The organism is Vibrio tritonius (assembly GCF_001547935.1).
Classification (GTDB): Bacteria; Pseudomonadota; Gammaproteobacteria; order Enterobacterales; family Vibrionaceae; genus Vibrio; species Vibrio tritonius.
The window spans coordinates 3276116-3303016 of the sequence record NZ_AP014635.1 but is presented as its reverse complement, the minus strand read 5'-3'; the positions used below and the strand labels follow the sequence as shown (position 1 = coordinate 3303016).

General features: G+C 45.4%; 13 protein-coding genes, 5 tRNA genes, 6 rRNA genes and 1 riboswitch. Of the genes, 19 read left to right on the top strand and 5 right to left on the bottom strand.

Annotated features, from left to right (window positions below):
• Nucleotides 1–46: 46 nt before the first annotated feature.
• A complete protein-coding gene (gene plsB / locus JCM16456_RS14700) occupies nucleotides 47–2476 on the bottom strand; it encodes a glycerol-3-phosphate 1-O-acyltransferase PlsB (RefSeq protein WP_068715611.1) in 2430 nt (809 codons plus the stop codon).
• 209 nt (nucleotides 2477–2685) lie between these two features.
• On the opposite strand from plsB, the gene JCM16456_RS14695 reads away from it, so the two are divergent.
• The 4 genes from JCM16456_RS14695 (at nucleotide 2686) to dinF (ending at nucleotide 6072) form a co-directional block, all read left to right on the top strand.
• Nucleotides 2686–3048 carry a diacylglycerol kinase gene (locus JCM16456_RS14695; protein ID WP_068715609.1) on the top strand — a complete coding sequence of 121 codons (363 nt, stop codon included), beginning with the start codon at nucleotides 2686–2688 and terminating at the stop codon, nucleotides 3046–3048.
• A gap of 90 nt (nucleotides 3049–3138) precedes the next feature.
• Entirely contained in the window at nucleotides 3139–3768 is a 630-nt protein-coding gene (lexA, locus tag JCM16456_RS14690) for a transcriptional repressor LexA (protein ID WP_068715607.1), read from the top strand.
• Between the two features lie 80 nt (nucleotides 3769–3848).
• Complete coding sequence (locus JCM16456_RS14685) at nucleotides 3849–4667, top strand: class I SAM-dependent methyltransferase (protein WP_179946783.1); 819 nt, start codon at nucleotides 3849–3851, stop codon at nucleotides 4665–4667.
• Nucleotides 4668–4767: 100 nt separating this feature from the next.
• Nucleotides 4768–6072 carry an MATE family efflux transporter DinF gene (dinF, locus tag JCM16456_RS14680; RefSeq protein WP_068716096.1) on the top strand — a complete coding sequence of 435 codons (1305 nt, stop codon included), beginning with the start codon at nucleotides 4768–4770 and terminating at the stop codon, nucleotides 6070–6072.
• Between the two features lie 58 nt (nucleotides 6073–6130).
• On the opposite strand, the gene sthA is transcribed toward dinF, so the two are convergent.
• Entirely contained in the window at nucleotides 6131–7531 is a 1401-nt protein-coding gene (sthA, locus tag JCM16456_RS14675; RefSeq protein WP_068715604.1) for a Si-specific NAD(P)(+) transhydrogenase, read from the bottom strand.
• Nucleotides 7532–7863: 332 nt separating this feature from the next.
• On the opposite strand from sthA, the gene fabR reads away from it, so the two are divergent.
• Both fabR and JCM16456_RS14665 read left to right on the top strand, forming a co-directional pair.
• Nucleotides 7864–8517 carry an HTH-type transcriptional repressor FabR gene (gene fabR, locus JCM16456_RS14670; protein ID WP_068715602.1) on the top strand — a complete coding sequence of 218 codons (654 nt, stop codon included), beginning with the start codon at nucleotides 7864–7866 and terminating at the stop codon, nucleotides 8515–8517.
• Nucleotides 8501–8878 carry a YijD family membrane protein gene (locus JCM16456_RS14665; protein ID WP_068715600.1) on the top strand — a complete coding sequence of 126 codons (378 nt, stop codon included), beginning with the start codon at nucleotides 8501–8503 and terminating at the stop codon, nucleotides 8876–8878. The genes fabR and JCM16456_RS14665 overlap by 17 nt, the downstream gene beginning before the upstream one ends.
• Nucleotides 8879–8912: 34 nt before the next feature.
• Here the strand turns inward: JCM16456_RS14665 and trmA are convergent, their stop codons facing one another.
• On the bottom strand, nucleotides 8913–10019 hold the full coding sequence (trmA, locus tag JCM16456_RS14660; protein WP_068715598.1) for a tRNA (uridine(54)-C5)-methyltransferase TrmA: 1107 nt from the start codon (nucleotides 10017–10019) through the stop codon (nucleotides 8913–8915).
• A gap of 148 nt (nucleotides 10020–10167) precedes the next feature.
• Nucleotides 10168–10364, top strand: a riboswitch (cobalamin riboswitch).
• Between the two features lie 55 nt (nucleotides 10365–10419).
• Between trmA and JCM16456_RS14655 the strand changes: the two genes are divergently transcribed.
• Both JCM16456_RS14655 and murI read left to right on the top strand, forming a co-directional pair.
• Entirely contained in the window at nucleotides 10420–12258 is a 1839-nt protein-coding gene (locus tag JCM16456_RS14655; protein WP_068715597.1) for a TonB-dependent receptor domain-containing protein, read from the top strand.
• Between the two features lie 105 nt (nucleotides 12259–12363).
• Nucleotides 12364–13176, top strand: a complete 813-nt coding sequence (gene murI / locus JCM16456_RS14650; protein ID WP_068715595.1) for a glutamate racemase — start codon at nucleotides 12364–12366, stop codon at nucleotides 13174–13176.
• On the opposite strand, the gene JCM16456_RS14645 is transcribed toward murI, so the two are convergent.
• Nucleotides 13145–13594, bottom strand: coding sequence for an RNA recognition motif domain-containing protein (locus tag JCM16456_RS14645; RefSeq protein WP_068715593.1), 450 nt, complete (start codon nucleotides 13592–13594; stop codon nucleotides 13145–13147). The genes murI and JCM16456_RS14645 overlap by 32 nt on opposite strands.
• Before the next feature lie 556 nt (nucleotides 13595–14150).
• On the opposite strand from JCM16456_RS14645, the gene JCM16456_RS14640 reads away from it, so the two are divergent.
• The 11 genes from JCM16456_RS14640 to rrf (JCM16456_RS14590) all read left to right on the top strand — a co-directional run bounded on the left by JCM16456_RS14640 (nucleotide 14151) and on the right by rrf (JCM16456_RS14590) (nucleotide 25325).
• A 16S ribosomal RNA gene (locus tag JCM16456_RS14640) occupies nucleotides 14151–15703 on the top strand.
• A gap of 71 nt (nucleotides 15704–15774) precedes the next feature.
• Nucleotides 15775–15850, top strand: a tRNA-Glu gene (locus JCM16456_RS14635).
• Between the two features lies 1 nt (nucleotide 15851).
• Nucleotides 15852–15927 (top strand) — tRNA-Lys (locus JCM16456_RS14630).
• Between the two features lie 28 nt (nucleotides 15928–15955).
• Nucleotides 15956–16031: transfer RNA gene (locus tag JCM16456_RS14625), tRNA-Val, on the top strand.
• Nucleotides 16032–16414: 383 nt separating this feature from the next.
• A 23S ribosomal RNA gene (locus JCM16456_RS14620) occupies nucleotides 16415–19305 on the top strand.
• 167 nt (nucleotides 19306–19472) lie between these two features.
• Nucleotides 19473–19588 (top strand): 5S ribosomal RNA (rrf, locus tag JCM16456_RS14615).
• 313 nt (nucleotides 19589–19901) lie between these two features.
• Nucleotides 19902–21454 (top strand): 16S ribosomal RNA (locus JCM16456_RS14610).
• Between the two features lie 61 nt (nucleotides 21455–21515).
• Nucleotides 21516–21592: transfer RNA gene (locus JCM16456_RS14605), tRNA-Ile, on the top strand.
• Nucleotides 21593–21617: 25 nt separating this feature from the next.
• Nucleotides 21618–21693 (top strand) — tRNA-Ala (locus JCM16456_RS14600).
• A 458-nt stretch (nucleotides 21694–22151) separates the two neighbouring features.
• Nucleotides 22152–25042, top strand: a 23S ribosomal RNA gene (locus tag JCM16456_RS14595).
• 167 nt (nucleotides 25043–25209) lie between these two features.
• Nucleotides 25210–25325 (top strand): 5S ribosomal RNA (rrf, locus tag JCM16456_RS14590).
• Together the 16S, 23S and 5S rRNA genes with 5 tRNA genes alongside form the textbook arrangement of a ribosomal RNA operon.
• 158 nt (nucleotides 25326–25483) lie before the next feature.
• On the opposite strand, the gene glnG is transcribed toward rrf (JCM16456_RS14590), so the two are convergent.
• Nucleotides 25484–26887, bottom strand: coding sequence for a nitrogen regulation protein NR(I) (glnG, locus tag JCM16456_RS14585; RefSeq protein WP_068715591.1), 1404 nt, complete (start codon nucleotides 26885–26887; stop codon nucleotides 25484–25486).
• Nucleotides 26888–26901 lie beyond the last annotated feature (14 nt).

Below are 26901 nucleotides of genomic sequence, written 5' to 3'. Positions count from 1 at the left end.
AGAACAAGGCATCTCAATTGAGATGCCTTTTTTTTCTTTTAATTAATCAGTTAAGCTCTACTTGGTAAATGCTTTCTTGAATCGTTAATTGCACTTCGGGGGAAAGCAGTTGATTGAGTTCATCAGCAAATTTTTTGCTGTGCTCTAACTGACAGTTACCATCAGAATCGATATAACCTTGTTGTTTTAGCGTTACAAATAAAGCAGAGAACACACCCTTATCAAAGAACTCAGGGGCGTTAATACCATGCAATCGTCCTAATCGCTGAGCAACTTCTTGGCTATGGCTTTCCAAATTGGTTTTACTCAACTCTGGATAACTTGCAAGTAAGTTCAACGTAATCGCATAGCGCTGCAGTGTTTCTGAAATAGTACGGCCAAGTAGCATCAAGACTTGAGTATGACTTTGATTGAGATTGACGCTTTCTGCCTCAATCGTGATTAGGTTTTGTCGCTCAAGTTCAAGAAGATAATTTTCAACCAAACCTGGAATCGCGGTACTGTCGTGGGCAATAAACAGTTCTTGTTTTAAAAACGGGTAGATTCGTTGCACGGTATCAATAACGGATTGTTTTGGTATAGATTGATAACGAATGACAACTTGGGCAATAAGCGAAGGCAATGCCAGTAAATGAATAATGTTGTTACGGTAGTAAGTCATTAGAATCGATTGTTTACGATCTAATGAGATGATATCTCCGATGTTGTCTGTTTCGACGACAAATTTATTAAGCGACAAGGCATGCTCAACTAACTCAGCAGCACTGCCTTGGGCAATAGTGCATGTTGATGAGTAGGGCACCTGACGTAATAACTCAAGATAACATTCGATCTGCTTGATTAAATTATCCCGTGACAATGCGCGTTGGCGAGAGGCTAGTAAGGCGGCGGCACAGAGTGTCATTGCATTCGCGGCAGCAGCACTGTTGATGTGAGTCATCATTTTGTCTGCGAGTTCGTTAACTACAGGTGTCATCCACTGTGGTTTACTGGTACCCAGTGGGTCAATCTCTTGCGCCCAATCAGGACACTTTTCGTTTAAGAAATGATTAAGCGTAATAGGTTCGCCAAAATTCACATAGCCTTGGCCAAAATTACGTAATTTACGAATGGTACGAATAACCAAGCCTGCGTTTTCTTTCTCTTTATGACTGCCTTTCAGCTCTTTGGCATAGCTACCGACTTCCATCACATGCTCATACCCGATATACACTGGGACTAGGGTGACTGGGCGATTCAAGCCACGCAACATCGCTTGAATCGTCATAGCCAACATACCTGTTTTCGCTGGAAGTAGACGACCTGTGCGAGAGCGTCCTCCCTCACTGAAGTATTCTACCGAATAGCCTTTAGCAAAAAGCTCGGCCAAGTACTCACGGAAAATTGAAGAGTAGAGTTTATTGCCTTTAAAGCTGCGACGAATAAAGAACGCACCGCCACGGCGAAATAGAGGGCCTGCAGGGAAAAAGTTAAGGTTAATCCCCGCTGCAATATGTGGTGGAACCATGCCTTCATGGAAAAGAACATAGGAAAGCAGCAAATAGTCCATATGACTACGATGGCAAGGGACATAAACAATTTCATGCCCATCTTGAGCAAGTCGTCTCACGGAGGCTGCATTATTAATGTTTAGACCTTGGTAAATACGGTTCCAAAGCCAACCTAATAATTTGTCGCCTTTTTTTACTAATGAGTAGGAGAAGTTAGCCGCTATTTCATCAAGAATCTTTAATGCTTCTGCACGGGCTTTATCTAAGGAGATATTTTTACTTTTTGCTTCATCTTCAATCGCTTTGACGATCGCAGGTGAGTTCATCAAGCGTTCAAACAAGCGGTATCTCTCTGGCAAGTTAGGACCAGAGGCCGCCAGTTTTTGCCGTGAGAAATGGATTCTGGCAACGCGGGCCAATTTATGGGCGATAGCTGTGTCAGTACCATGGGTGTCGGCCATGGAACGCATCGATACGACAGGACTAAATCTGACTAGGCAGTCACGACCTGAACTCATCACAACATAGCCTTTTTGCAAAACGTTATATGCTTGCAGATACGGCTTGTGTTGTCCTTCTTTGCCAGGTTTTCGTCCCCACAGTACCGTGATTGGTAAGACTTGCACATCCAACTCACTGTCGTTTTGATGCTCTTTTAGCAGCGCAGAGAACTGTTGGATCGAATTACTTGGAATATGACTATGTTTTTTGAATACACCTGGTCGAGAGGAAATATAGACATAACGTCTGAAAGTATGGCCATTGATTTCAAGAGGTTCTAGTGGGTCAGGTAAACCGAGCGACAACGCATATCGTTGCAAGGTTAGCAGATCAACGTTAGAACGAAATGGTAGGGCATAGACGATGGGTTTGATAGTATTGATACCCAAGTCATCGATAGGTTTCGATGGTATAACGGAGCCTTTCACCAGTGCTTTTAACGGAAATGCTAATAGTGAACGAGTTAAGGTGTGTCCAGAAGACATAAAGTTCTGAGCCTCAAGAAATTGCTATTATTCTTTATGCATATCAGAGCCTTGCTTATGTAGCAGGGTACATCATAATATGCGCGAATTTGACGGTTTTTGTGGTGCAAGAATAGCAGAACTGGTCAAACCTGTTAACTTAATTGGCGAATATCTAAGTCAACATGTAGTGAAATGTTGTTATTGTTTTGCGTTTTATGGAGTCATCTGTGTACAAAAAAAATCCCCAAGGATTAAAGCGAATAATCAAGGCAGGAAAATATTCTTATCAAGGTGTGATGGCTGCATTTAAAAATGAGGCTGCATTTCGTGAAGAAGTGATTCTTGCGTGTATTTTGATTCCATTAGCTTGTTGGTTAGATGTGACGCACATTGAACGCATTCTATTGATTTGTTCAATTTTGCTCGTGATGTTAGTTGAGCTACTGAATAGTGCTATCGAAGCAGTTGTCGATCGAATCAGTAGTGAATACAGTGAGCTTGCTGGTCGAGCAAAAGATATGGGATCGGCAGCGGTGTTTATTGCCATGCTGATCGCCGGATACATTTGGATTGATATTGTGTTCTTTTAAGCCGATCAATTAAAAAGTAACCAATTGGCTTTTCATTTCGCCAAATACTGGATATACTCACAGGCAACTGTATAAACAGACAGGTGAATTATGAAGCCGTTAACGCCACGCCAACAAGAAGTTTTTGACCTGATCAAAAGCAAAATCGATGAAACAGGAATGCCACCAACACGTGCGGAAATCGCTCGTGAGCTGGGGTTCCGTTCAGCGAATGCTGCTGAAGAACATTTAAAAGCTTTGGCAAGAAAGCAAGCCATTGAAATTGTTCCCGGAGCGTCTCGCGGCATCCGAATTCTTCTAGAGTCTTCTGCCAATGATTCGTCAGATAGTTCTGGTTTACCTTTGATTGGCCAAGTGGCTGCTGGTGAACCTATTCTGGCCCAGGAACATGTAGAAGCCCATTACCAAGTTGATCCTAATATGTTTAGACCAAACGCCGACTTTTTATTGCGCGTTCATGGTGAAAGTATGAAAAATATTGGGATCATGGATGGTGATCTGTTGGCAGTACACAAAACACAAGATGTGCGTAATGGTCAGGTGGTCGTTGCTCGTGTTGAGGATGACGTGACAGTTAAGCGGCTAGAACGTAATGGTTCCACTGTATTACTGCATGCAGAAAATGACGATTTTTCACCTATCGAAGTCGATCTTACCTGTCAGCAACTTACCATCGAAGGTATTGCTGTCGGTATTATCCGTAATACGGATTGGATGTGATTTTTATCTGAGATCTATTCTCATTAACTTGCCAATCTAATTGATATTCATTATCATCTTTCTGTGATTTCATAAGGAAGATGATAATGTCTACTGATTTCAATTCATCCCTCAAACGTTATCAGATCCCAACTAATCTCGTCCAACCTTTGTGGTTACGCAGTAGAGAGAGCTTGGCGGATAATGGACTGATTTATGATCCCATTGCTGCGACAGCATGTTTGCGTTGTCAGCTTGCTCCTGAATGCTTAGCTGGCGATATTAATCAAAAGCAATTACTTCATGCTACGCTTACACAACTCTGTGACCAACAAGTTCGTTGTTTCCTAGAGGCTCATCCAGATGGCTGGATAGTCAATGTCGGTGCTGGTTTAGATACTCGTTTTTATCGTATTGATAATGGCCGTTGTCATTGGATTGAGTTAGATGTTAGTGAAACATTGTTGTGGCGTCAGAAACTTTTCCACGCTAGTGAGCGATATCATAATGTCTGTGGTAGTGTGACTCAGCTAAATTGGTTTGATTCTCTTCCTGTTCCAGAATATGCCCCAGTAATGATCGTATGTGAGCATGCTTTACTCGACTGTAATGCGTCACAGGTAGCCGATTTTGTTCATGCGTTAGGTCTGCATTTTTCGAGTGCCGTTGCTTGTGTTGTGTTGGCAGGGGATAAGAGTGCCTCTTATCTTGGCCAAAGGATGGGCTCTGGCGAGTATCAGCATGGTTTTGCGAGTGCCAAAGATGCCATGCTTAACTGTTTGCCTTGGTTGACGAGCGTCGCAGTTCTTTCTCCATTTGATCGTTATTGCCCTCGATGGAAGCTGTGGCAACGATGGCTTAGTAAGTTGTCTCATTATAAGTACCGATTAACGCCTATCGTTACCACTTTGCGTTGGTAACGACATTCATAGTGTAATTCTTATTACTTCGATACACTTTGCTTAACAAATAAGAGGGCAAAGTGTGCAATTTATTCTTCAAACATTAGCGAACCGAACCATGCATAAGCAAGTTTTCTGGCTTGCGATCCCTATGGTGTTATCCAATATTACTGTTCCTTTATTGGGATTAATCGATGCTGCCGTTATTGGTCATTTAGAGCATGCCTGGTATTTGGGCGGAGTAGCTCTGGGTAGCACCATGATCAGTGTTACCTTATGGTTGTTAGGCTTTCTGCGTATGTCGACTACGGGACTCACCGCTCAAGCTGTGGGGGGAGATGATGCCCACCAATTGGTTCGTGTTCTGGTGCAAGGTTTGTTGATGTCTCTGGTGCTAGCTGTAGGTTTTTTGCTTATTCATCGTTTGGTTGCTCAAGTCATTTTTGATTGGAGCCAAGCCAGTGATGAAGTCAAACATTATGGTTTCGAGTATTTCACTGTTCGTGCATGGAGCGCACCAGCCGCGTTAGCTAACTATGTATTACTCGGCTGGTTATTGGGAACCCAAAATGCGAAAGCGCCTATGTGGATGGTCATTATCACTAACGTCGTCAATATTTGCTTAGATTTTTTGTTTGTGGTGGCTTGGGATTGGAAAGTAGAAGGGGCTGCTCTTGCTTCTGTGATCTCTGATTACGTAGGGACTGTGTTTGCTCTGTGTTGTGTGATTCGCTATTGGCGAAAAAAACACCTGCCAATGCCTAGCGCTTTGTGGCAGCAGGTCAGTCATGGGCTAGGGCGTTTTATCAAGTTAAACCGAGACATTTTTCTTCGTACTCTTTGTTTGCAGTTGGTTTTTAGTTTCATGACATTTAGGGGAGCGGCGATGGGTGACCAAACTGTTGCCGCCAATGCCGTGTTAATGAGTTTCCTGATGTTCATCTCCTACGGTATGGATGGGTTTGCCTATGCTATGGAGGCAATGGTGGGGAAAGCCATTGGTGCGAAAAGCGCTGAGAAATTGAAAGAGGCAATGATTGGCACTGCATTTTGGAGTTTAGTGATTTGCCTTTGTTTAACCTGTTTATTTGGCTTTATGGGAGATCATTTAGTTGGGTTGATTACGGATATACCTGTTGTGCATCAACGAGCAATGATCTTCCTTCCTTGGTTGGTAGCGATGCCTTTAATCAGTATGTGGTGTTTCCTTTTGGATGGTGTGTTTATTGGTGCGACGAAGGGAAAGGAGATGCGTAATAGTATGTTTGTTGCGGCTTTGGCTTTCTTTATTGCTTTTGGTGCAACATTGTCATGGGGTAATCATGGTCTGTGGTTTGCCATGCTAAGCTTTATGGCTTTGCGAGGTTTAACTCTTGGAGTGGTAATGACGCTTCAATGGCGTCGGCAACGTTTTTTGATATAAGAAAAATAAGCCCCCGTTTCACTACTTAGTTAGGCGAGGGCTGTAATTAGAAATATGGTTAAAACAAGCGGTTTAGACCATTGAGAGCTGCAACACGATAAGCTTCTGCCATCGTTGGATAGTTGAACGTTGTGTTAACGAAATATTCGATGGTATTGGCTTTGCCTTTTTGTTCCATGATTGCTTGGCCGATATGGATGATTTCTGCCGCACGCTCACCAAAACAGTGGATGCCCAAAATCTGTTTAGTATCTCTATGAAATAGGATTTTTAGGCTACCGACATCTTTACCTGCAATCTGAGCTCGAGCGAGATGTTTAAATGATGAACGACCTACTTCATAAGGGATCTTTGCGGCTGTTAATTCTTGTTCAGTTTTGCCAACGGAACTAATTTCAGGAATAGTGTAAATACCAGTGGGTATATCTTCAATGAGTTGGCTTGATGCTTGGCCAAAGGCAATAGCCTGAGCAACGAATCGCCCTTGATCATAAGCTGCACTTGCCAGACTCGGATAACCAATCACATCGCCGACGGCATAAATGTGTTCTGCCCCAGTTTGATAGTTCTGATTTACGTGCAATTGACCTCTAGCGTCGGCTTCAATTCCAACCGCCGATAGATTTAACTGATCTGTGTTACCAGTGCGACCATTAGCGAACAAAAGGCAGTCTGCTTTCATTTTCTTGCCGGATTTTAAGTTCAAGATCACACCGTCATCTTTGGCTTCCACTGATTCATAGGTTTCATCATTACGGATAATGATGCCGCTATTCCAGAAGTGGTAAGAAAGTGCATCTGATATTTCGTTATCCAAGAAAGAAAGTAGTCTATCTCTAGTGTTGATTAGGTCTGTTTTAACCCCTAAACCGCGAAAAATAGAGGCATATTCGCATCCAATAACGCCTGCGCCATAGATGATGATATGGCGTGGGTCGTGGTTAAGGCTAAGAATGGAATCACTGTCGTAAACTCGAGGGTGATTGAAATCAACATCTTTAGGCCGGTATGGGCGTGAGCCTGTTGCGATGACAAATTTGTCTGCAGAATAGTGTTCAATACCGCCTTCGATGTCTTGAACTGCAATGGTGTTTGCATCAACAAACTTCGCAGAGCCAAATATTAGACTACAGTCGTTACGATCATAAAAACCTTGTCTTAGGCGAGTCTGTTTATCGATAACACTTTTTGCATGGCCGAGAATATCGGAAAAGGAAGCGTGCAGACTGGAACGATTTTTACAAAATAGGGGATTATTATTGAATTCAATAAAGCGGCTAACAGCATGACGTAGCGCTTTGGAAGGTATTGTTCCCCAGTGTGTGCACCCGCCACCAACGCTATTTTCTTTTTCAATTATGGCAACGTTCTTTCCTGCTTTAGCTAGACCCATAGCGGCACCTTCGCCTCCAGGGCCACTGCCGATGACAATTACGTCAAAATGGTTGTTGGGTGTCATTGGAAATCCTTTCTTGCTGTTTACATTATTGTTTCTTTATATTAACTCACTTGAAAAGTATGAAAACGTAACAGACGTAGCACAGTGGCGAGGATCACGCGTTCTCGGTTATTTAATCTGTTACATCACCTGCTACGATGGATAATGATTCTGGAAAAGCATTATCTTAGTTGTTCGTTTAACATCATGTTTTGATGGTAAATAACAGCCAGTTGTCTTAGTTGGCAGATAAGGCCCTTTTCGAATTAGGCAACTTATTTTGTTACTTAGACAATGTGCATAATCAGGTTATAGTATGGTCCATAGTTTCCTTAATCGAGAAATGATTCCCTATGAAATCCACAGGAATCCGCGCCCAGCAAAAAGAAAAGACTCGTCGTTCGCTTATTGACGCGGCATTTAGTCAATTGAGCGCCGAGAGAAGTTTCTCGAATTTAAGTCTTCGAGAGGTTGCTCGAGAAGCCGGAATTGCACCGACTTCATTTTATCGTCACTTTAAAGATATGGACGAATTGGGTTTAACTATGGTTGATGAAGGTGGTTTACTGCTGCGTCAACTTATGCGCCAAGCTCGCCAACGGATTGTGAAAGAAGGCAGTGTGATTCGCACATCGGTTGAAACTTTCATGGAGTTTATCTCTAATAGTCCAAACGTATTTCGCTTGTTGCTTCGTGAACGTTCCGGCACTTCTGCTGAATTCCGCGCCGCTGTTGCCAGAGAAATTCAGCACTTCTCCGCTGAATTAGCGGAGTACCTTGTTGTGATGGGGATGCATCGCAGTGAAGCAGAAACTCAAGCACAAGCTTCGGTTACTTTGGTATTTTCTTCCGGTGCAGAGGCGTTAGATCTTAATCGTCAAGAACGAGAAGAACTGGCAATTCGTTTGATACGGCAGTTACGAATGATTGCCAAAGGTGCACATTGGTATCGGAAAGAACGTGAACACAATCTAGTAAAGGATGAAAAAAATGTCGACGCAAAATGACAAGTCCAATCCAGGTTCGGAGAGAAAAACGTTAGTTCTTGCGCTCATTGCAGGGATGTGTGCAGATGCCATTCTTTCGTGGCTTACGATGAATGAAGTCTCATTTTCAATTTTCCCTCTAATTGCTTTAGTGTTAACTCTGCAGGCGCTGTATCAGGAATACTTACGTCATCCTATTGCTGAGGATGTACCTTTAGTTGGTTTGGCGTGTTTTTTTGTTGGCGCGTTTGGGCATTCGGCTTTCATTAAAGCTCAGTACCCTGAATCCGGGTCAAATTTCTTTTCGCTAATTATTTTATTGGTGTTAGTGCTGTGGGTAGGCAAGAAACTTGGTTTTCTTTCACCCAAGGATAAAAAATAAAAAAACGAGCCGTTGGCTCGTTTTTTTATGCAAACTATTTTCGTTCTAAGAACACACCAGCTTCCATATGGTGGGTGTATGGGAACTGATCAAATAGCGCAAAACGTGTGATTTTATGTGTTTCACACAAAATATCTAAGTTTTCTTTTAACGTTTCAGGGTTGCATGAAATGTACATGATACGTTCGTAACCTTGGACCATTTTGCAAGTATCTTCATCCATGCCCGCACGAGGTGGATCGACAAAAATAGTGTTGCAGTTGTAGCTTTTTAGATCGATACCGTTGTCTTTTAGGCGACGGAATTCTCGCTTGCCTTCCATTGCTTGAGTAAATTCTTCTGCAGACATACGAATGATTTGTACGTTGTCGATTTTGTTTGCGGCGATGTTGTATTGTGCTGAGTCAACCGATGGTTTAGCCAGTTCAGTTGCCAATACTCGCTCAAAGTTCTGTGCTAGCGCTAAAGAGAAGTTGCCGTTACCACAGTACAATTCAAGAAGGTCGCCTTTGCTGCCTTGAGTGCAATCTACAGCCCATTCCAGCATTTTCTGAGCAACCTGACCATTGGGTTGCGTAAAGCTGTTTTCTACCTGTTGATAGATATATGGCTGACCATTTACATGCAGTTTTTCTACGACGTAATCGCGGTCTAGCACGATCTTCATTTTTCGGGCACGACCAATCAGGTTGATGTTATAACCTTCTTTCGTCAGCGTTTCTTTTAACGCTTTAGCCTGATCAATCCAGTCTTGTTCTAATTGACGGTGATACAGTAGCGAAATAAGGATTTCGCCGCTCAGAGTTGAGAGAAAGTCGACTTGGAAAAGCTTGCGACGTAAGACATCTTCTTTCTTTAGTTCTTCGACAAGGCATGGCATAAGCTCGTTGATCAATTCGCTTGCTGCTGGGAATTGGTCAACTCGATATTTTTCACGAGTTTCTTGGTTGAACATGATGTAGTAAAGATCGTCGCCTTCGTGCCATACACGAAACTCTGCGCGCATACGATAAAACTGATTTGGAGACTCGAATACTTCTAACTCGGGTACGTTATACGGAGTAAACATCTCATTTAGACGTGATACTTTTTCGGCTAACTGTTCAGAGTAGCGGTTAGGGTTGACATCAAGAGTCGCCATTACATTACCTTTTTATGGTGTGCGTGATTTCAGAGCGCAGATTTTATTCAATACAAAGCTTATGTCCAGTTTTGTCCTAATCTAATTCGTTTTATCAATAAAAAAGTAAAGTCTAATAGACTTTATTAGACAATCTTTAATTTGGTTCTTACTATCCAATTGAGTTGGTGTGCAAACGAGAAAATCTCGTTTGCACTTAAAAGGGAATCTGGTGTAACTCCAGAACTGACGCGCAGCGGTAATAGAGAACGAAAGCTCATTTGATGACACTGCTTTTTGTGGGAAGTCGAGTAAGTAGGATAACAGCTCTTAAGTCCGAATACCTGCCAACAACTGAGCACATAAAAGGACACATAGATCCTGCTCAGCTTTTTTACGCGATTTAGGACCAAGTAAAGTCATGAAAAAATCTCTTATTGCAGTGGCAGTGGTGTCAACTGCGGCGCATGTACATGCGGCAAATAGTCAATCTTCTTCAATAAATGAGACGGTAGTCGTTACTGCGAACCGTTTTGAACAGCCCCAGTCTGCTGTTTTAGCATCTGTAAGCATTATAACCCGCCAAGACATAGAAAGCATGCAAGCTGATAGTGCCCTTGAAGTGCTTCGAACCTTACCCGGTGTCGAGATCAACTCTTTGGGAGGTAAAGCTCAGGATACGTCTATATACATACGTGGCACCTCAACGCAGCATACTTTAGTACTGGTTGATGGTGTTAAAATTAATTCTGCTACTTCTGGTGGTGCATCTATTGGGTTAATCCCTGCTTTTGCAATTGAAAAAATCGAAGTGATCCGAGGGCCAAGAGCGGCTATCTATGGTTCTGATGCTCTGGGTGGTGTGATTAGTATTACGACTGCAGGTAAAGGAAAATCTTTGCATAAAGCGACGATAGGCTACGGTGATAACAACCATAAGCTGTTAGGTTGGCACTCTTCTGGCCAACTTAATGAACAAACACATGGTTCGTTTATTGCTGCGAAGGAAAAGAGTGATGGTCACCGTGTGTATCAACTTGCACCAAGTGAAGATAAGCACGGTTATGATTCAACGAGCTTTTTTGGTAGCGTAAACCATCAGTTCAATGACCAGTGGCGTTTGGAAGGGAGTGCTTATAAGCAGGAATCAGACAATGAATATGCCAGTCAGTATGGTGGTCCAAAGCAAGAGAGTAATAACGACTTTTACAGTCTAATCGGTGGAGTGAATTTTCAAGTCGACAATTATAATTCGAAATTGACGGTATCTACTGCGCACAACGAAGCGTGGGATGGCGATGCAAATGGCTCCTCAGGAAAAAGTGCGCTGTTTACTCGTCGTAACAATGTTGTTTGGCTGAATACACTGACCCCAGTTGATGAAGTTGCTGTGAATATTGGATTGGATTACACAAAAGTTAAAGCGCATCGTGGTGGTACCAGTACTACGGATTACGACGATACCAGTAAGGATAACAAAGCAGGTTTCCTTACTTCACTAATCAGTGTTAATGAATTTACCGCTGAGGCAAGTGTTCGGCATGATGATGACAGTTCATTTGGCGGACATTCTACTTGGAATGTTGGGCTGGGATATCAGTTAATGGATAGCCTTCAGGTTGTGGCAAATTCAGGTACTGGGTTTAAAGCACCAACATTTAACGACTTGTACTGGCCTGGTCAGGGTAATCCGGAACTAAAACCGGAAGAATCGATCTCCAATGAGCTAGGGTTACGTGGTTATTCAGACTGGATTGATTGGGAAGTTTCCGTTTATAAAACAGACATTGACAACCTAATTGAATGGGCTCCAGTTGGGGCTGGTGGCGCTTGGATCCCTGCTAACGTGAATAAAGCTCGAATAAAAGGTTTGGAAGTCTCAGCTATTTTTGATACATGGTCAATAGAGCATAAATTATCGGCAGAATGGAAAGATCCAATTAATAAAGAAACGCATGAGCAGTTGGCACGTCGTGGTAAGCAGAACTTTAGTTGGCTGGTGAGCTACAACATCGCTAAATTTGACCTATCGATGGTTGCTAATTATGTGGGTGACCGCAGAGATAATAATAACGATAAGATGGGTTCATATACCACTGTTGATCTGGCGACACGTTACCACTTTACAGACCATTTTAGTATGGGTGTAAAAGTCAGCAATGCTTTTAACGAGTCATATGTGACAGGCTTAGGTTCTGGTAGTTATTACTACATGGCTGATGGCCGAAATGTTTTTGCTAGCGCAGAGTATAAGTTTTAACTAAGTAAACCGCCTTTGGGCGGTTTTTTTATATCAGCTTGACCATTGCGATAGGGAAAAGAGAGAGTATGATCAACGCGGATTTAATGATTGAGCCTATAAACTGTGACTAATACCAATCGACACAAAATTCTGATTTTTGACTCTGGAGTCGGGGGGCTATCTGTTTACCAGCAGATTCAAGAACGCTTACCCCAATTAGATGTTGTCTATTTTTTCGATAATGCGGCTTATCCATATGGAGAGCTGACACAAGATATTTTACTTGAAAGAGTGGAACGGTTTGTCACGGAGTTGGTGCACAAAGAAAGAATCGATTTGGTCGTGATTGCTTGCAATACGGCGAGTACGATTGTTTTGCCTCGATTAAGGGCTAAATTAACAATGCCTATTGTCGGGGTTGTTCCTGCAATAAAACCGGCTTCTTTACTTGCAAATCTTGCCGTAGGCCTAATTGCGACACCTGCGACAGTGACTAGGCAATATACTCATGAATTGATCCGCCATTTTTCTCAAGATAAGAAAGTTGAGCTACTCGGTTCCACAAGGCTTGTTGATATGGCTGAAGAAAAGCTACGAGGAAAAGAAGTTAACCAGCAAGAGCTGCGATCAGTACTACTGCCACTTATTGGAAAGATTGATGTAGCAGTACTGGGGTGTACTCACTTCCCATTGATTAAAAATGAAATTCAATCGGTTTTTGGGAATAGCGTGACGCTGGTGGATTCAGGGGAAGCAATAGCAAGAAGGGTTGAGTCACTGCTTTGCCCTGAGCGAAGTCCTGATAATAACCCTCCAAGCAAATTACTCAATAAGATCTACAGTAGCGCACCAGCTTGGGAAGAAGGTGCGCTAAATGAACGTTTGTCCTTATTGGGCTTTAAACCTATTCAGACATATCTTCATTCGGATGTTTAGGGTCATTAGCAACGCGAACCTTCAAGGTTCTTTGCATATAGTCGGCTTCATTTAATTTTGTTATGGCGTTCTCAGCAGTAACCGATGACATCACTACAAAACCAAATCCACGACGTTTACCTGTGCGTTTATCCTTCATCAATCGTACGGCGAAGACTTCTCCATGCTCAGCAAATAAATCACGGACATTCGATTCGTTTGCTTTATAAGGTAGGTTTCCCACATAGAGAGTTGTTGTACCAAGTGTTGTGTTTGTTTGAGGTGCGTTGTTGGTATTGAATAAAAAATTGCAAATAAAAAAGGTGACGATCACACCAATCAAGAAACTAACAGCAGGTTGTATTTCTATTTGACTAAATAGAAACGCACCTACCAATGCAAAAACAACAGTAATCAAAAGAGATTTTTTAGAGTTCATATTGAATGCTACTTATCTGATAAATGTAAGAGGCGTGTACATAATTAACAAAATAGACACATGAATCTTACGTATATGCTTGGTTTTTTTCCAACCAAATGCTGTGACCCCCCTCAAATGTTGATATTTTATTCGATAAAACGTGATTTGATGCCTTTTTAATCGAACAGTTTTATTTTTCAAAAAAACACTTGTCATTCATGGTGAGCTCCCTATAATGCCGCCTCACCGACACGGAGTAAGCAATTAACAACGTGATTCACAAATAGTGAAAAGGTGATGAGAAAAAACTTTTAAAAAGTTGTTGACTCATAAAAATTAAAGCGTATCATACGCACCCCTAGCAACGAAGGATGTAACCCTTGGTTCAGCTAGAAGCTCTTTAACAATTTAAACCTATCAATCTGTGTGGGCACTCGTTGATGATAATCATAGCTTCTTAGGAAGCACAATGGTTTCAATGAACTGAGTGACCAATTAAGTCTTCGGACTTAGCACAGTCAATTCATTTCAACTTCGGTTGAAATATCAGTATTCATTGAGCCGAAAAAACTTTTAATTGAAGAGTTTGATCATGGCTCAGATTGAACGCTGGCGGCAGGCCTAACACATGCAAGTCGAGCGGCAGCGACATAAACAAACCTTCGGGGGCGATTATGGGCGGCGAGCGGCGGACGGGTGAGTAATGCCTGGGAAATTGCCCTGATGTGGGGGATAACCATTGGAAACGATGGCTAATACCGCATAATAGCTTCGGCTTAAAGAGGGGGACCTTCGGGCCTCTCGCGTCAGGATATGCCCAGGTGGGATTAGCTAGTTGGTGAGGTAAGGGCTCACCAAGGCGACGATCCCTAGCTGGTCTGAGAGGATGATCAGCCACACTGGAACTGAGACACGGTCCAGACTCCTACGGGAGGCAGCAGTGGGGAATATTGCACAATGGGCGCAAGCCTGATGCAGCCATGCCGCGTGTATGAAGAAGGCCTTCGGGTTGTAAAGTACTTTCAGCAGTGAGGAAGGCGGATGTGTTAATAGCGCATTCGTTTGACGTTAGCTGCAGAAGAAGCACCGGCTAACTCCGTGCCAGCAGCCGCGGTAATACGGAGGGTGCGAGCGTTAATCGGAATTACTGGGCGTAAAGCGCATGCAGGTGGTCTGTTAAGTCAGATGTGAAAGCCCGGGGCTTAACCTCGGAATAGCATTTGAAACTGGCAGGCTAGAGTACTGTAGAGGGGGGTAGAATTTCAGGTGTAGCGGTGAAATGCGTAGAGATCTGAAGGAATACCGGTGGCGAAGGCGGCCCCCTGGACAGATACTGACACTCAGATGCGAAAGCGTGGGGAGCAAACAGGATTAGATACCCTGGTAGTCCACGCCGTAAACGATGTCTACTTGGAGGTTGTGGCCTTGAGCCGTGGCTTTCGGAGCTAACGCGTTAAGTAGACCGCCTGGGGAGTACGGTCGCAAGATTAAAACTCAAATGAATTGACGGGGGCCCGCACAAGCGGTGGAGCATGTGGTTTAATTCGATGCAACGCGAAGAACCTTACCTACTCTTGACATCCAGAGAACTTAGCAGAGATGCTTTGGTGCCTTCGGGAACTCTGAGACAGGTGCTGCATGGCTGTCGTCAGCTCGTGTTGTGAAATGTTGGGTTAAGTCCCGCAACGAGCGCAACCCTTATCCTTGTTTGCCAGCGAGTAATGTCGGGAACTCCAGGGAGACTGCCGGTGATAAACCGGAGGAAGGTGGGGACGACGTCAAGTCATCATGGCCCTTACGAGTAGGGCTACACACGTGCTACAATGGCGCATACAGAGGGCGGCCAACTTGCAAAAGTGAGCGAATCCCAAAAAGTGCGTCGTAGTCCGGATTGGAGTCTGCAACTCGACTCCATGAAGTCGGAATCGCTAGTAATCGTGGATCAGAATGCCACGGTGAATACGTTCCCGGGCCTTGTACACACCGCCCGTCACACCATGGGAGTGGGCTGCAAAAGAAGCAGGTAGTTTAACCTTCGGGAGGACGCTTGCCACTTTGTGGTTCATGACTGGGGTGAAGTCGTAACAAGGTAGCGCTAGGGGAACCTGGCGCTGGATCACCTCCTTAATACGAAAGATTATTGCGATGAGTGTTCACACAGATTGATACGGTTTAGAAAAAGCAAAGAGTATCTTAGTGTCCCGTTCGTCTAGAGGCCTAGGACACCGCCCTTTCACGGCGGTAACAGGGGTTCGACTCCCCTACGGGATACCACGGGTCGTTAGCTCAGTTGGTAGAGCAGTTGACTTTTAATCAATTGGTCACAGGTTCGAATCCTGTACGACCCACCATTTCCTACCACAGGAAATCAAATAATGTGGGCGATTAGCTCAGTTGGGAGAGCACCTGCCTTACAAGCAGGGGGTCACTGGTTCGAACCCGGTATCGCCCACCACTCTCTAAATATTTTTGGAAACGAATTCCAAACCACTTCAGTAACACGTACGTGGTTAGAATTAGTGACGCCGAAAATCTTTAGAAAGTGCTTAAATGTACTTTTGCTCTTTAACAATTTGGAAAGCTGACAAAACAATGTTTTATTTCAATGAAATAGAAGATTGTTTGTAAAGTTCTCAATTGTCTTCTTTAAGAAGACAAACAAAAACACATTCAAGTGTTCTTGGATTTACTTTTTAAGTAAATGTTCAAAATTGAGTCCGGCAATATCGAGTCTGCAACATGTCCTTTTTGTCTTCACTTTTCAAAGTGAAAGCAAAGAGTTATGCAGACAAACCTTGGTGATTTGATTCATCAACTCGAAACTTTTTTGGGTTGTATGGTTAAGTGACTAAGCGTACACGGTGGATGCCTTGGCAGTCAGAGGCGATGAAGGACGTACTAACTTGCGATAAGCGTAGATGAGGCAGTAAGAGCCACTTGAGTCTACGATTTCCGAATGGGGAAACCCAACTGCATAAGCAGTTATCATTAACTGAATACATAGGTTAATGAAGCGAACCGGGAGAACTGAAACATCTAAGTACCCCGAGGAAAAGAAATCAACCGAGATTCCGAAAGTAGCGGCGAGCGAAATTGGATTAGCCCTTAAGCTTTATATGCGTCAGGCGAAGGTTCTGGAAAGGACCGCGATACAGGGTGATAGCCCCGTAGCCGTTAGCGTATATTCAGTGAAATCGAGTAAGGCGGGACACGTGATATCCTGTCTGAACATGGGGGGACCATCCTCCAAGGCTAAATACTCCTGACTGACCGATAGTGAACCAGTACCGTGAGGGAAAGGCGAAAAGAACCCCTGTGAGGGGAGTGAAATAGAACCTGAAACCGTGTACGTACAAGCAGTAGGAGCCTCCTTTGTGGGGTGACTGCGTACCTTTTGTATAATGGGTCAGCGACTTATATTCAGTGGCAAGGTTAACCAATTAGGGGAGCCGTAGGGAAACCGAGTCTTAACTGGGCGTTCAGTCTCTGGATATAGACCCGAAACCGAGTGATCTAGCCATGGGCAGGTTGAAGGTTGAGTAACATCAACTGGAGGACCGAACCGACTAATGTTGAAAAATTAGCGGATGACTTGTGGCTAGGGGTGAAAGGCCAATCAAACTCGGAGATAGCTGGTTCTCCCCGAAAGCTATTTAGGTAGCGCCTCGGACGAATACTACTGGGGGTAGAGCACTGTTAAGGCTAGGGGGTCATCCCGACTTACCAACCCTTTGCAAACTCCGAATACCAGTAAGTACTATCCGGGAGACACACGGCGGGTGCTAACGTCCGTCGTGGAGAGGGAAACAACCCAGACCGCCAGCTAAGGTCCCAAATTATAGCTAAGTGGGAAACGATGTGGGAAGGCTTAGACAGCTAGGATGTTGGCTTAGAAGCAGCCATCATTTAAAGAAAGCGTAATAGCTCACTAGTCGAGTCGGCCTGCGCGGAAGATGTAACGGGGCTAAGCTATAAACCGAAGCTGCGGCAATGCGATTTATCGTATTGGGTAGGGGAGCGTTCTGTAAGCCGTTGAAGGTGTGTTGTAAAGCATGCTGGAGGTATCAGAAGTGCGAATGCTGACATGAGTAACGATAATGGGGGTGAAAAACCTCCACGCCGGAAGACCAAGGGTTCCTGTCCAACGTTAATCGGGGCAGGGTAAGTCGACCCCTAAGGCGAGGCTGAAAAGCGTAGTCGATGGGAAACGGGTTAATATTCCCGTACTTCTTACAATTGCGATGGGGGGACGGAGAAGGCTAGGTGGGCCTGGCGACGGTCGTCCAGGTTCAAGTGCGTAGGCTGAGTATTTAGGCAAATCCGGATACTCTTAAGGCCGAGACACGATGTCGAGCATCTAAGGATGTGAAGTCATTGATGCCATGCTTCCAGGAAAAGCCTCTAAGCTTCAGATTGTAAGGAATCGTACCCCAAACCGACACAGGTGGTCGGGTAGAGAATACCAAGGCGCTTGAGAGAACTCGGGTGAAGGAACTAGGCAAAATGGTACCGTAACTTCGGGAGAAGGTACGCTCTCGACGGTGAAGTCCCTCGCGGATGGAGCTATTGAGAGTCGCAGATACCAGGTGGCTGCAACTGTTTATTAAAAACACAGCACTGTGCAAAATCGTAAGATGACGTATACGGTGTGACGCCTGCCCGGTGCCGGAAGGTTAATTGATGGGGTTAGACTTAGGTCGAAGCTCTTGATCGAAGCCCCGGTAAACGGCGGCCGTAACTATAACGGTCCTAAGGTAGCGAAATTCCTTGTCGGGTAAGTTCCGACCTGCACGAATGGCGTAATGATGGCCACGCTGTCTCCACCCGAGACTCAGTGAAATTGAAATCGCTGTGAAGATGCAGTGTACCCGCGGCTAGACGGAAAGACCCCGTGAACCTTTACTACAGCTTGGCACTGAACATTGAGCCTACATGTGTAGGATAGGTGGGAGGCTATGAAGCAAGTACGCCAGTATTTGTGGAGCCATCCTTGAAATACCACCCTTGTATGTTTGATGTTCTAACTTGGTCCCGTTATCCGGGATAAGGACAGTGCCTGGTGGGTAGTTTGACTGGGGCGGTCTCCTCCCAAAGAGTAACGGAGGAGCACGAAGGTGGGCTAATCACGGTTGGACATCGTGAGGTTAGTGCAATGGCATAAGCCCGCTTAACTGCGAGAATGACGGTTCGAGCAGGTGCGAAAGCAGGTCATAGTGATCCGGTGGTTCTGAATGGAAGGGCCATCGCTCAACGGATAAAAGGTACTCCGGGGATAACAGGCTGATACCGCCCAAGAGTTCATATCGACGGCGGTGTTTGGCACCTCGATGTCGGCTCATCACATCCTGGGGCTGAAGTCGGTCCCAAGGGTATGGCTGTTCGCCATTTAAAGTGGTACGCGAGCTGGGTTTAGAACGTCGTGAGACAGTTCGGTCCCTATCTGCCGTGGGCGTTGGAGAATTGAAAGGGGCTGCTCCTAGTACGAGAGGACCGGAGTGGACGAACCTCTGGTGTTCGGGTTGTGTCGCCAGACGCATTGCCCGGTAGCTAAGTTCGGAATCGATAACCGCTGAAAGCATCTAAGCGGGAAGCGAGCCTTGAGATGAGTTCTCCCTGGCGCTATAAGCGTCCTAAAGGGTTGTTCGAGACTAGAACGTTGATAGGCAGGGTGTGTAAGCGTTGTGAGGCGTTGAGCTAACCTGTACTAATTGCCCGTGAGACTTAACCATACAACACCAAAAGGGTTTTGACGGACTCGATTAAGACATTTGATTGTGTTTGAACTTTATAAAATCAGTTTTCCAGATTTAGGAATAGAATTTATCAACTACATCCTTGTAGTTGACCCTTCGGGCCGCACTAAAGTGCGTTAAATTTTGTTCCAGACAAAATTTTGCTTGGCGACCATAGCGATTTGGACCCACCTGATTCCATGCCGAACTCAGAAGTGAAACGAATTAGCGCCGATGGTAGTGTGGGGCTTCCCCATGTGAGAGTAGGACATCGCCAGGCTTTAATCTCGCTTGCTTGATGAAATATCAAGCAAGTCACCATAAAGTTTTAAGTTGATTAGAATTTTATGTTGACTTTCAAAGTGGGTAGCGTAACATACGCGTCCTGCCTAAGTGCTAAGACACTGAAAGCAAAGCTCTTTAACAATTTAAACCTATCAATCTGTGTGGGCACTCGTTGATGATAATCATAGCTTCTTAGGAAGCAAAATGGTTTCAATGAACTGAGTGACCAATCGATAATTTATTATCGGCACAGTCAATTCAACATTACTTAGTAATGTATTCAGTATTCATTGAGCCGAAAAAACTTTTAATTGAAGAGTTTGATCATGGCTCAGATTGAACGCTGGCGGCAGGCCTAACACATGCAAGTCGAGCGGCAGCGACATAAACAAACCTTCGGGGGCGGTTATGGGCGGCGAGCGGCGGACGGGTGAGTAATGCCTGGGGAATTGCCCTGATGTGGGGGATAACCATTGGAAACGATGGCTAATACCGCATAATAGCTACGGCTTAAAGAGGGGGACCTTCGGGCCTCTCGCGTCAGGATATGCCCAGGTGGGATTAGCTAGTTGGTGAGGTAAGGGCTCACCAAGGCGACGATCCCTAGCTGGTCTGAGAGGATGATCAGCCACACTGGAACTGAGACACGGTCCAGACTCCTACGGGAGGCAGCAGTGGGGAATATTGCACAATGGGCGCAAGCCTGATGCAGCCATGCCGCGTGTATGAAGAAGGCCTTCGGGTTGTAAAGTACTTTCAGCAGTGAGGAAGGCGGATGTGTTAATAGCGCATTCGTTTGACGTTAGCTGCAGAAGAAGCACCGGCTAACTCCGTGCCAGCAGCCGCGGTAATACGGAGGGTGCGAGCGTTAATCGGAATTACTGGGCGTAAAGCGCATGCAGGTGGTCTGTTAAGTCAGATGTGAAAGCCCGGGGCTTAACCTCGGAATAGCATTTGAAACTGGCAGGCTAGAGTACTGTAGAGGGGGGTAGAATTTCAGGTGTAGCGGTGAAATGCGTAGAGATCTGAAGGAATACCGGTGGCGAAGGCGGCCCCCTGGACAGATACTGACACTCAGATGCGAAAGCGTGGGGAGCAAACAGGATTAGATACCCTGGTAGTCCACGCCGTAAACGATGTCTACTTGGAGGTTGTGGCCTTGAGCCGTGGCTTTCGGAGCTAACGCGTTAAGTAGACCGCCTGGGGAGTACGGTCGCAAGATTAAAACTCAAATGAATTGACGGGGGCCCGCACAAGCGGTGGAGCATGTGGTTTAATTCGATGCAACGCGAAGAACCTTACCTACTCTTGACATCCAGAGAACTTAGCAGAGATGCTTTGGTGCCTTCGGGAACTCTGAGACAGGTGCTGCATGGCTGTCGTCAGCTCGTGTTGTGAAATGTTGGGTTAAGTCCCGCAACGAGCGCAACCCTTATCCTTGTTTGCCAGCGAGTAATGTCGGGAACTCCAGGGAGACTGCCGGTGATAAACCGGAGGAAGGTGGGGACGACGTCAAGTCATCATGGCCCTTACGAGTAGGGCTACACACGTGCTACAATGGCGCATACAGAGGGCGGCCAACTTGCAAAAGTGAGCGAATCCCAAAAAGTGCGTCGTAGTCCGGATTGGAGTCTGCAACTCGACTCCATGAAGTCGGAATCGCTAGTAATCGTGGATCAGAATGCCACGGTGAATACGTTCCCGGGCCTTGTACACACCGCCCGTCACACCATGGGAGTGGGCTGCAAAAGAAGCAGGTAGTTTAACCTTCGGGAGGACGCTTGCCACTTTGTGGTTCATGACTGGGGTGAAGTCGTAACAAGGTAGCGCTAGGGGAACCTGGCGCTGGATCACCTCCTTAATACGAAGATTATTGCGATGAGTGTTCACACAGATTGATACGGTTTAATAGAGCACCTAGTGGGTCTGTAGCTCAGGTGGTTAGAGCGTTCGCCTGATAAGCGAGAGGTCGGTGGTTCGAGTCCACTCAGACCCACCAACATTTCCGTAAGGAAAACAACGATGGGGTTATAGCTCAGCTGGGAGAGCGCCTGCCTTGCACGCAGGAGGTCTGCGGTTCGATCCCGCATAGCTCCACCATCTTTAAGCGCATTTGCGTAAGTGTTCTTAAAAATGGTTTCGAAAGAAATCTCTGCTCTTTAACAATTTGGAAAGCTGACAAAACAATGTTTTATTTCAATGAAATAGAAGATTGTTTGTAAAGTTCTCAATTGTCTTCTTTAAGAAGACAAACAAAAACACATTCAAGTGTTCTTGGATTTACTTTTTAAGTAAATATTCAAAATTGAGTCCGGCAATATCGAGTCTGCAACATGTCCTTTTTGTCTCCACTTTTCAAAGTGAAAGCAAAGAGTTATGCAGACAAAACCTTAATTACGGTTACAACCTGATGGTTATGCGCTGTGGATTTTGGTTTCAGACAAGGCGCTGAGAGTTTTTGTCGCAGGGAGTGTAGCTCGCTACATGACCAAGCAAAAACGAACAGCAACACAGTCTTGGGAGCAAAAGACCAAGCATAAGACTCTTTTGGGTTGTATGGTTAAGTGATTAAGCGTACACGGTGGATGCCTTGGCAGTCAGAGGCGATGAAGGACGTACTAACTTGCGATAAGCGTAGATGAGGCAGTAAGAGCCACTTGAGTCTACGATTTCCGAATGGGGAAACCCAACTGCATAAGCAGTTATCATTAACTGAATACATAGGTTAATGAAGCGAACCGGGAGAACTGAAACATCTAAGTACCCCGAGGAAAAGAAATCAACCGAGATTCCGAAAGTAGCGGCGAGCGAAATTGGATTAGCCCTTAAGCTTTATATGCGTCAGGCGAAGGTTCTGGAAAGGACCGCGATACAGGGTGATAGCCCCGTAGCCGTTAGCGTATATTCAGTGAAATCGAGTAAGGCGGGACACGTGATATCCTGTCTGAACATGGGGGGACCATCCTCCAAGGCTAAATACTCCTGACTGACCGATAGTGAACCAGTACCGTGAGGGAAAGGCGAAAAGAACCCCTGTGAGGGGAGTGAAATAGAACCTGAAACCGTGTACGTACAAGCAGTAGGAGCCTCCTTTGTGGGGTGACTGCGTACCTTTTGTATAATGGGTCAGCGACTTATATTCAGTGGCAAGGTTAACCAATTAGGGGAGCCGTAGGGAAACCGAGTCTTAACTGGGCGTTCAGTCTCTGGATATAGACCCGAAACCGAGTGATCTAGCCATGGGCAGGTTGAAGGTTGAGTAACATCAACTGGAGGACCGAACCGACTAATGTTGAAAAATTAGCGGATGACTTGTGGCTAGGGGTGAAAGGCCAATCAAACTCGGAGATAGCTGGTTCTCCCCGAAAGCTATTTAGGTAGCGCCTCGGACGAATACTACTGGGGGTAGAGCACTGTTAAGGCTAGGGGGTCATCCCGACTTACCAACCCTTTGCAAACTCCGAATACCAGTAAGTACTATCCGGGAGACACACGGCGGGTGCTAACGTCCGTCGTGGAGAGGGAAACAACCCAGACCGCCAGCTAAGGTCCCAAATTATAGCTAAGTGGGAAACGATGTGGGAAGGCTTAGACAGCTAGGATGTTGGCTTAGAAGCAGCCATCATTTAAAGAAAGCGTAATAGCTCACTAGTCGAGTCGGCCTGCGCGGAAGATGTAACGGGGCTAAGCTATAAACCGAAGCTGCGGCAATGCAATTTATTGTATTGGGTAGGGGAGCGTTCTGTAAGCCGTTGAAGGTGTGTTGTAAAGCATGCTGGAGGTATCAGAAGTGCGAATGCTGACATGAGTAACGATAATGGGGGTGAAAAACCTCCACGCCGGAAGACCAAGGGTTCCTGTCCAACGTTAATCGGGGCAGGGTAAGTCGACCCCTAAGGCGAGGCTGAAAAGCGTAGTCGATGGGAAACGGGTTAATATTCCCGTACTTCTTACAATTGCGATGGGGGGACGGAGAAGGCTAGGTGGGCCTGGCGACGGTCGTCCAGGTTCAAGTGCGTAGGCTGAGTATTTAGGCAAATCCGGATACTCTCAAGGCCGAGACACGATGTCGAGCATCTAAGGATGTGAAGTCATTGATGCCATGCTTCCAGGAAAAGCCTCTAAGCTTCAGATTGTAAGGAATCGTACCCCAAACCGACACAGGTGGTCGGGTAGAGAATACCAAGGCGCTTGAGAGAACTCGGGTGAAGGAACTAGGCAAAATGGTACCGTAACTTCGGGAGAAGGTACGCTCTCGACGGTGAAGTCCCTCGCGGATGGAGCTATTGAGAGTCGCAGATACCAGGTGGCTGCAACTGTTTATTAAAAACACAGCACTGTGCAAAATCGTAAGATGACGTATACGGTGTGACGCCTGCCCGGTGCCGGAAGGTTAATTGATGGGGTTAGACTTAGGTCGAAGCTCTTGATCGAAGCCCCGGTAAACGGCGGCCGTAACTATAACGGTCCTAAGGTAGCGAAATTCCTTGTCGGGTAAGTTCCGACCTGCACGAATGGCGTAATGATGGCCACGCTGTCTCCACCCGAGACTCAGTGAAATTGAAATCGCTGTGAAGATGCAGTGTACCCGCGGCTAGACGGAAAGACCCCGTGAACCTTTACTACAGCTTGGCACTGAACATTGAGCCTACATGTGTAGGATAGGTGGGAGGCTATGAAGCAAGTACGCCAGTATTTGTGGAGCCATCCTTGAAATACCACCCTTGTATGTTTGATGTTCTAACTTGGTCCCGTTATCCGGGATAAGGACAGTGCCTGGTGGGTAGTTTGACTGGGGCGGTCTCCTCCCAAAGAGTAACGGAGGAGCACGAAGGTGGGCTAATCACGGTTGGACATCGTGAGGTTAGTGCAATGGCATAAGCCCGCTTAACTGCGAGAATGACGGTTCGAGCAGGTGCGAAAGCAGGTCATAGTGATCCGGTGGTTCTGAATGGAAGGGCCATCGCTCAACGGATAAAAGGTACTCCGGGGATAACAGGCTGATACCGCCCAAGAGTTCATATCGACGGCGGTGTTTGGCACCTCGATGTCGGCTCATCACATCCTGGGGCTGAAGTCGGTCCCAAGGGTATGGCTGTTCGCCATTTAAAGTGGTACGCGAGCTGGGTTTAGAACGTCGTGAGACAGTTCGGTCCCTATCTGCCGTGGGCGTTGGAGAATTGAAAGGGGCTGCTCCTAGTACGAGAGGACCGGAGTGGACGAACCTCTGGTGTTCGGGTTGTGTCGCCAGACGCATTGCCCGGTAGCTAAGTTCGGAATCGATAACCGCTGAAAGCATCTAAGCGGGAAGCGAGCCTTGAGATGAGTTCTCCCTGGCGCTATAAGCGTCCTAAAGGGTTGTTCGAGACTAGAACGTTGATAGGCAGGGTGTGTAAGCGTTGTGAGGCGTTGAGCTAACCTGTACTAATTGCCCGTGAGACTTAACCATACAACACCAAAAGGGTTTTGACGGACTCGATTAAGACATTTGATTGTGTTTGAACTTTATAAAATCAGTTTTCCAGATTTAGGAATAGAATTTATCAACTACATCCTTGTAGTTGACCCTTCGGGCCGCACTAAAGTGCGTTAAATTTTGTTCCAGACAAAATTTTGCTTGGCGACCATAGCGATTTGGACCCACCTGATTCCATGCCGAACTCAGAAGTGAAACGAATTAGCGCCGATGGTAGTGTGGGGCTTCCCCATGTGAGAGTAGGACATCGCCAGGCTTTAATTTAAAGAAACCCAGCTTCGGCTGGGTTTTTTGCTTTCTAATGACCTAAATTTGTCTTGCGATTTCGGGGATAGATGGTTTTTGATATCGTTCTAATCAAAGAGGTTAAGGCTGTGATTCATAGAATATCCTTTTCTATGAATCATTAGAAAATTAATACAGTTCTTTTAACTTTCTCGTTAACGTATTTCGGCCCCATCCCAACACTTTTGCGGCATCTTGTTTGTGGCCATTTGTATGGGTTAAAGCTGCTTCTAACAGAATACGTTCAAATTCAGGTAAGGCATAAGATAAGATATCTGTTTCGCCTGATGCTAGAGCTGTCTTTGCCCATGCTTCAAGCTGTTTCTGCCAAGTATTATCTCCGTCAAGATCGACATTTTTTTTCTCTGCAAGCAGTTCAGAGGGAAGATCGTTCGGCAATACTTCAGAACCTGTCGCCATCACCGTAAGCCATCTACACATGTTTTCTAATTGGCGTACATTGCCTGGCCAATCTAATCGGGTTAGGATCTCTAACGTTTTTTGATGTAGCGTTTTCATCTCTACACCAAGTTCTTCGGCAGCCATGGCTAAGAAGTGGGTGGTCAACTTTTCAATATCTTGACGGCGTTCTCGCAATGCTGGAATCTGAATGCGAATAACATTTAAGCGGTGGAACAAGTCTTCACGAAACTTACCTTGATGTACGAGTTTCTCAAGATTTTGGTGTGTTGCTGCGACGATACGAACATCAACCTTGATTGCGGAATGACCACCAACTCGGTAAAACTGCCCATCAGCTAGTACACGCAATAATCGTGTTTGGATATCTAATGGCATATCGCCTATTTCGTCTAAAAATAACGTCCCTCCATTCGCTTGTTCAAAGCGCCCTTGTCTAACAGTACTTGCGCCAGTAAACGCTCCTTTTTCGTGGCCAAACAACTCCGATTCAATTAAGTCTTTCGGAATAGCGGCCATATTGAGAGCAATGAATGGTTTCTGTGCTCGAGGACTATGACGGTGTAAAGCATGAGCAACTAGCTCTTTACCAGTGCCTGACTCCCCGTTTATTAATACCGAGATTGAAGAGCGAGATAAGCGGCCTATTGCACGAAATACTTCTTGCATAGAAGGTGCTTCGCCAATGATTTCAGGTGTATCATCAGTATGGGCTAATTGATGTGAATGTTCTTTTTTCTGTTCCTGTCCATGGGAGATAGCACGCTCTACTAATGTTAGCGTTTCATCAACATCGAAAGGTTTTGGCAGATACTCGAATGCACCTTGCTGATAAGCGTTAACTGCCGCATCGAGATCTGAGTGTGCAGTCATAATGATGATGGGTAGCTCTGGTGAGCGAGAGTGCACTTGATTTAGTAATTCTAAACCATCTATACCAGGCATGCGGATATCTGATACTAGTACATCAGGGGATTCTCGTTCTAAGGCCATTAGTACACTTTCAGCATCAGAGAACGTTTCACATTTGATATTCGCAGAAGAGAGGGTTTTTTCCATAACCCAACGAATTGAGCTATCGTCATCAACAACCCATACGTATCCTTTACTCATAATTTAATCCTTAA

What these genes read in the sequence shown, in the direction of transcription:
- plsB (WP_068715611.1), bottom strand. Translation starts at nt 2,476, where the DNA reads ATGTCTTCTGGACACACCTTAACTCGTTCACTATTAGCATTTCCGTTA.
- lexA (WP_068715607.1), top strand. Translation starts at nt 3,139, where the DNA reads ATGAAGCCGTTAACGCCACGCCAACAAGAAGTTTTTGACCTGATCAAA.
- JCM16456_RS14685 (WP_179946783.1), top strand. Translation starts at nt 3,849, where the DNA reads ATGATAATGTCTACTGATTTCAATTCATCCCTCAAACGTTATCAGATC.
- dinF (WP_068716096.1), top strand. Translation starts at nt 4,768, where the DNA reads ATGCATAAGCAAGTTTTCTGGCTTGCGATCCCTATGGTGTTATCCAAT.
- sthA (WP_068715604.1), bottom strand. Translation starts at nt 7,531, where the DNA reads ATGACACCCAACAACCATTTTGACGTAATTGTCATCGGCAGTGGCCCT.
- fabR (WP_068715602.1), top strand. Translation starts at nt 7,864, where the DNA reads ATGAAATCCACAGGAATCCGCGCCCAGCAAAAAGAAAAGACTCGTCGT.
- JCM16456_RS14665 (WP_068715600.1), top strand. Translation starts at nt 8,501, where the DNA reads ATGTCGACGCAAAATGACAAGTCCAATCCAGGTTCGGAGAGAAAAACG.
- trmA (WP_068715598.1), bottom strand. Translation starts at nt 10,019, where the DNA reads ATGGCGACTCTTGATGTCAACCCTAACCGCTACTCTGAACAGTTAGCC.
- JCM16456_RS14655 (WP_068715597.1), top strand. Translation starts at nt 10,420, where the DNA reads ATGAAAAAATCTCTTATTGCAGTGGCAGTGGTGTCAACTGCGGCGCAT.
- JCM16456_RS14645 (WP_068715593.1), bottom strand. Translation starts at nt 13,594, where the DNA reads ATGAACTCTAAAAAATCTCTTTTGATTACTGTTGTTTTTGCATTGGTA.
- glnG (WP_068715591.1), bottom strand. Translation starts at nt 26,887, where the DNA reads ATGAGTAAAGGATACGTATGGGTTGTTGATGACGATAGCTCAATTCGT.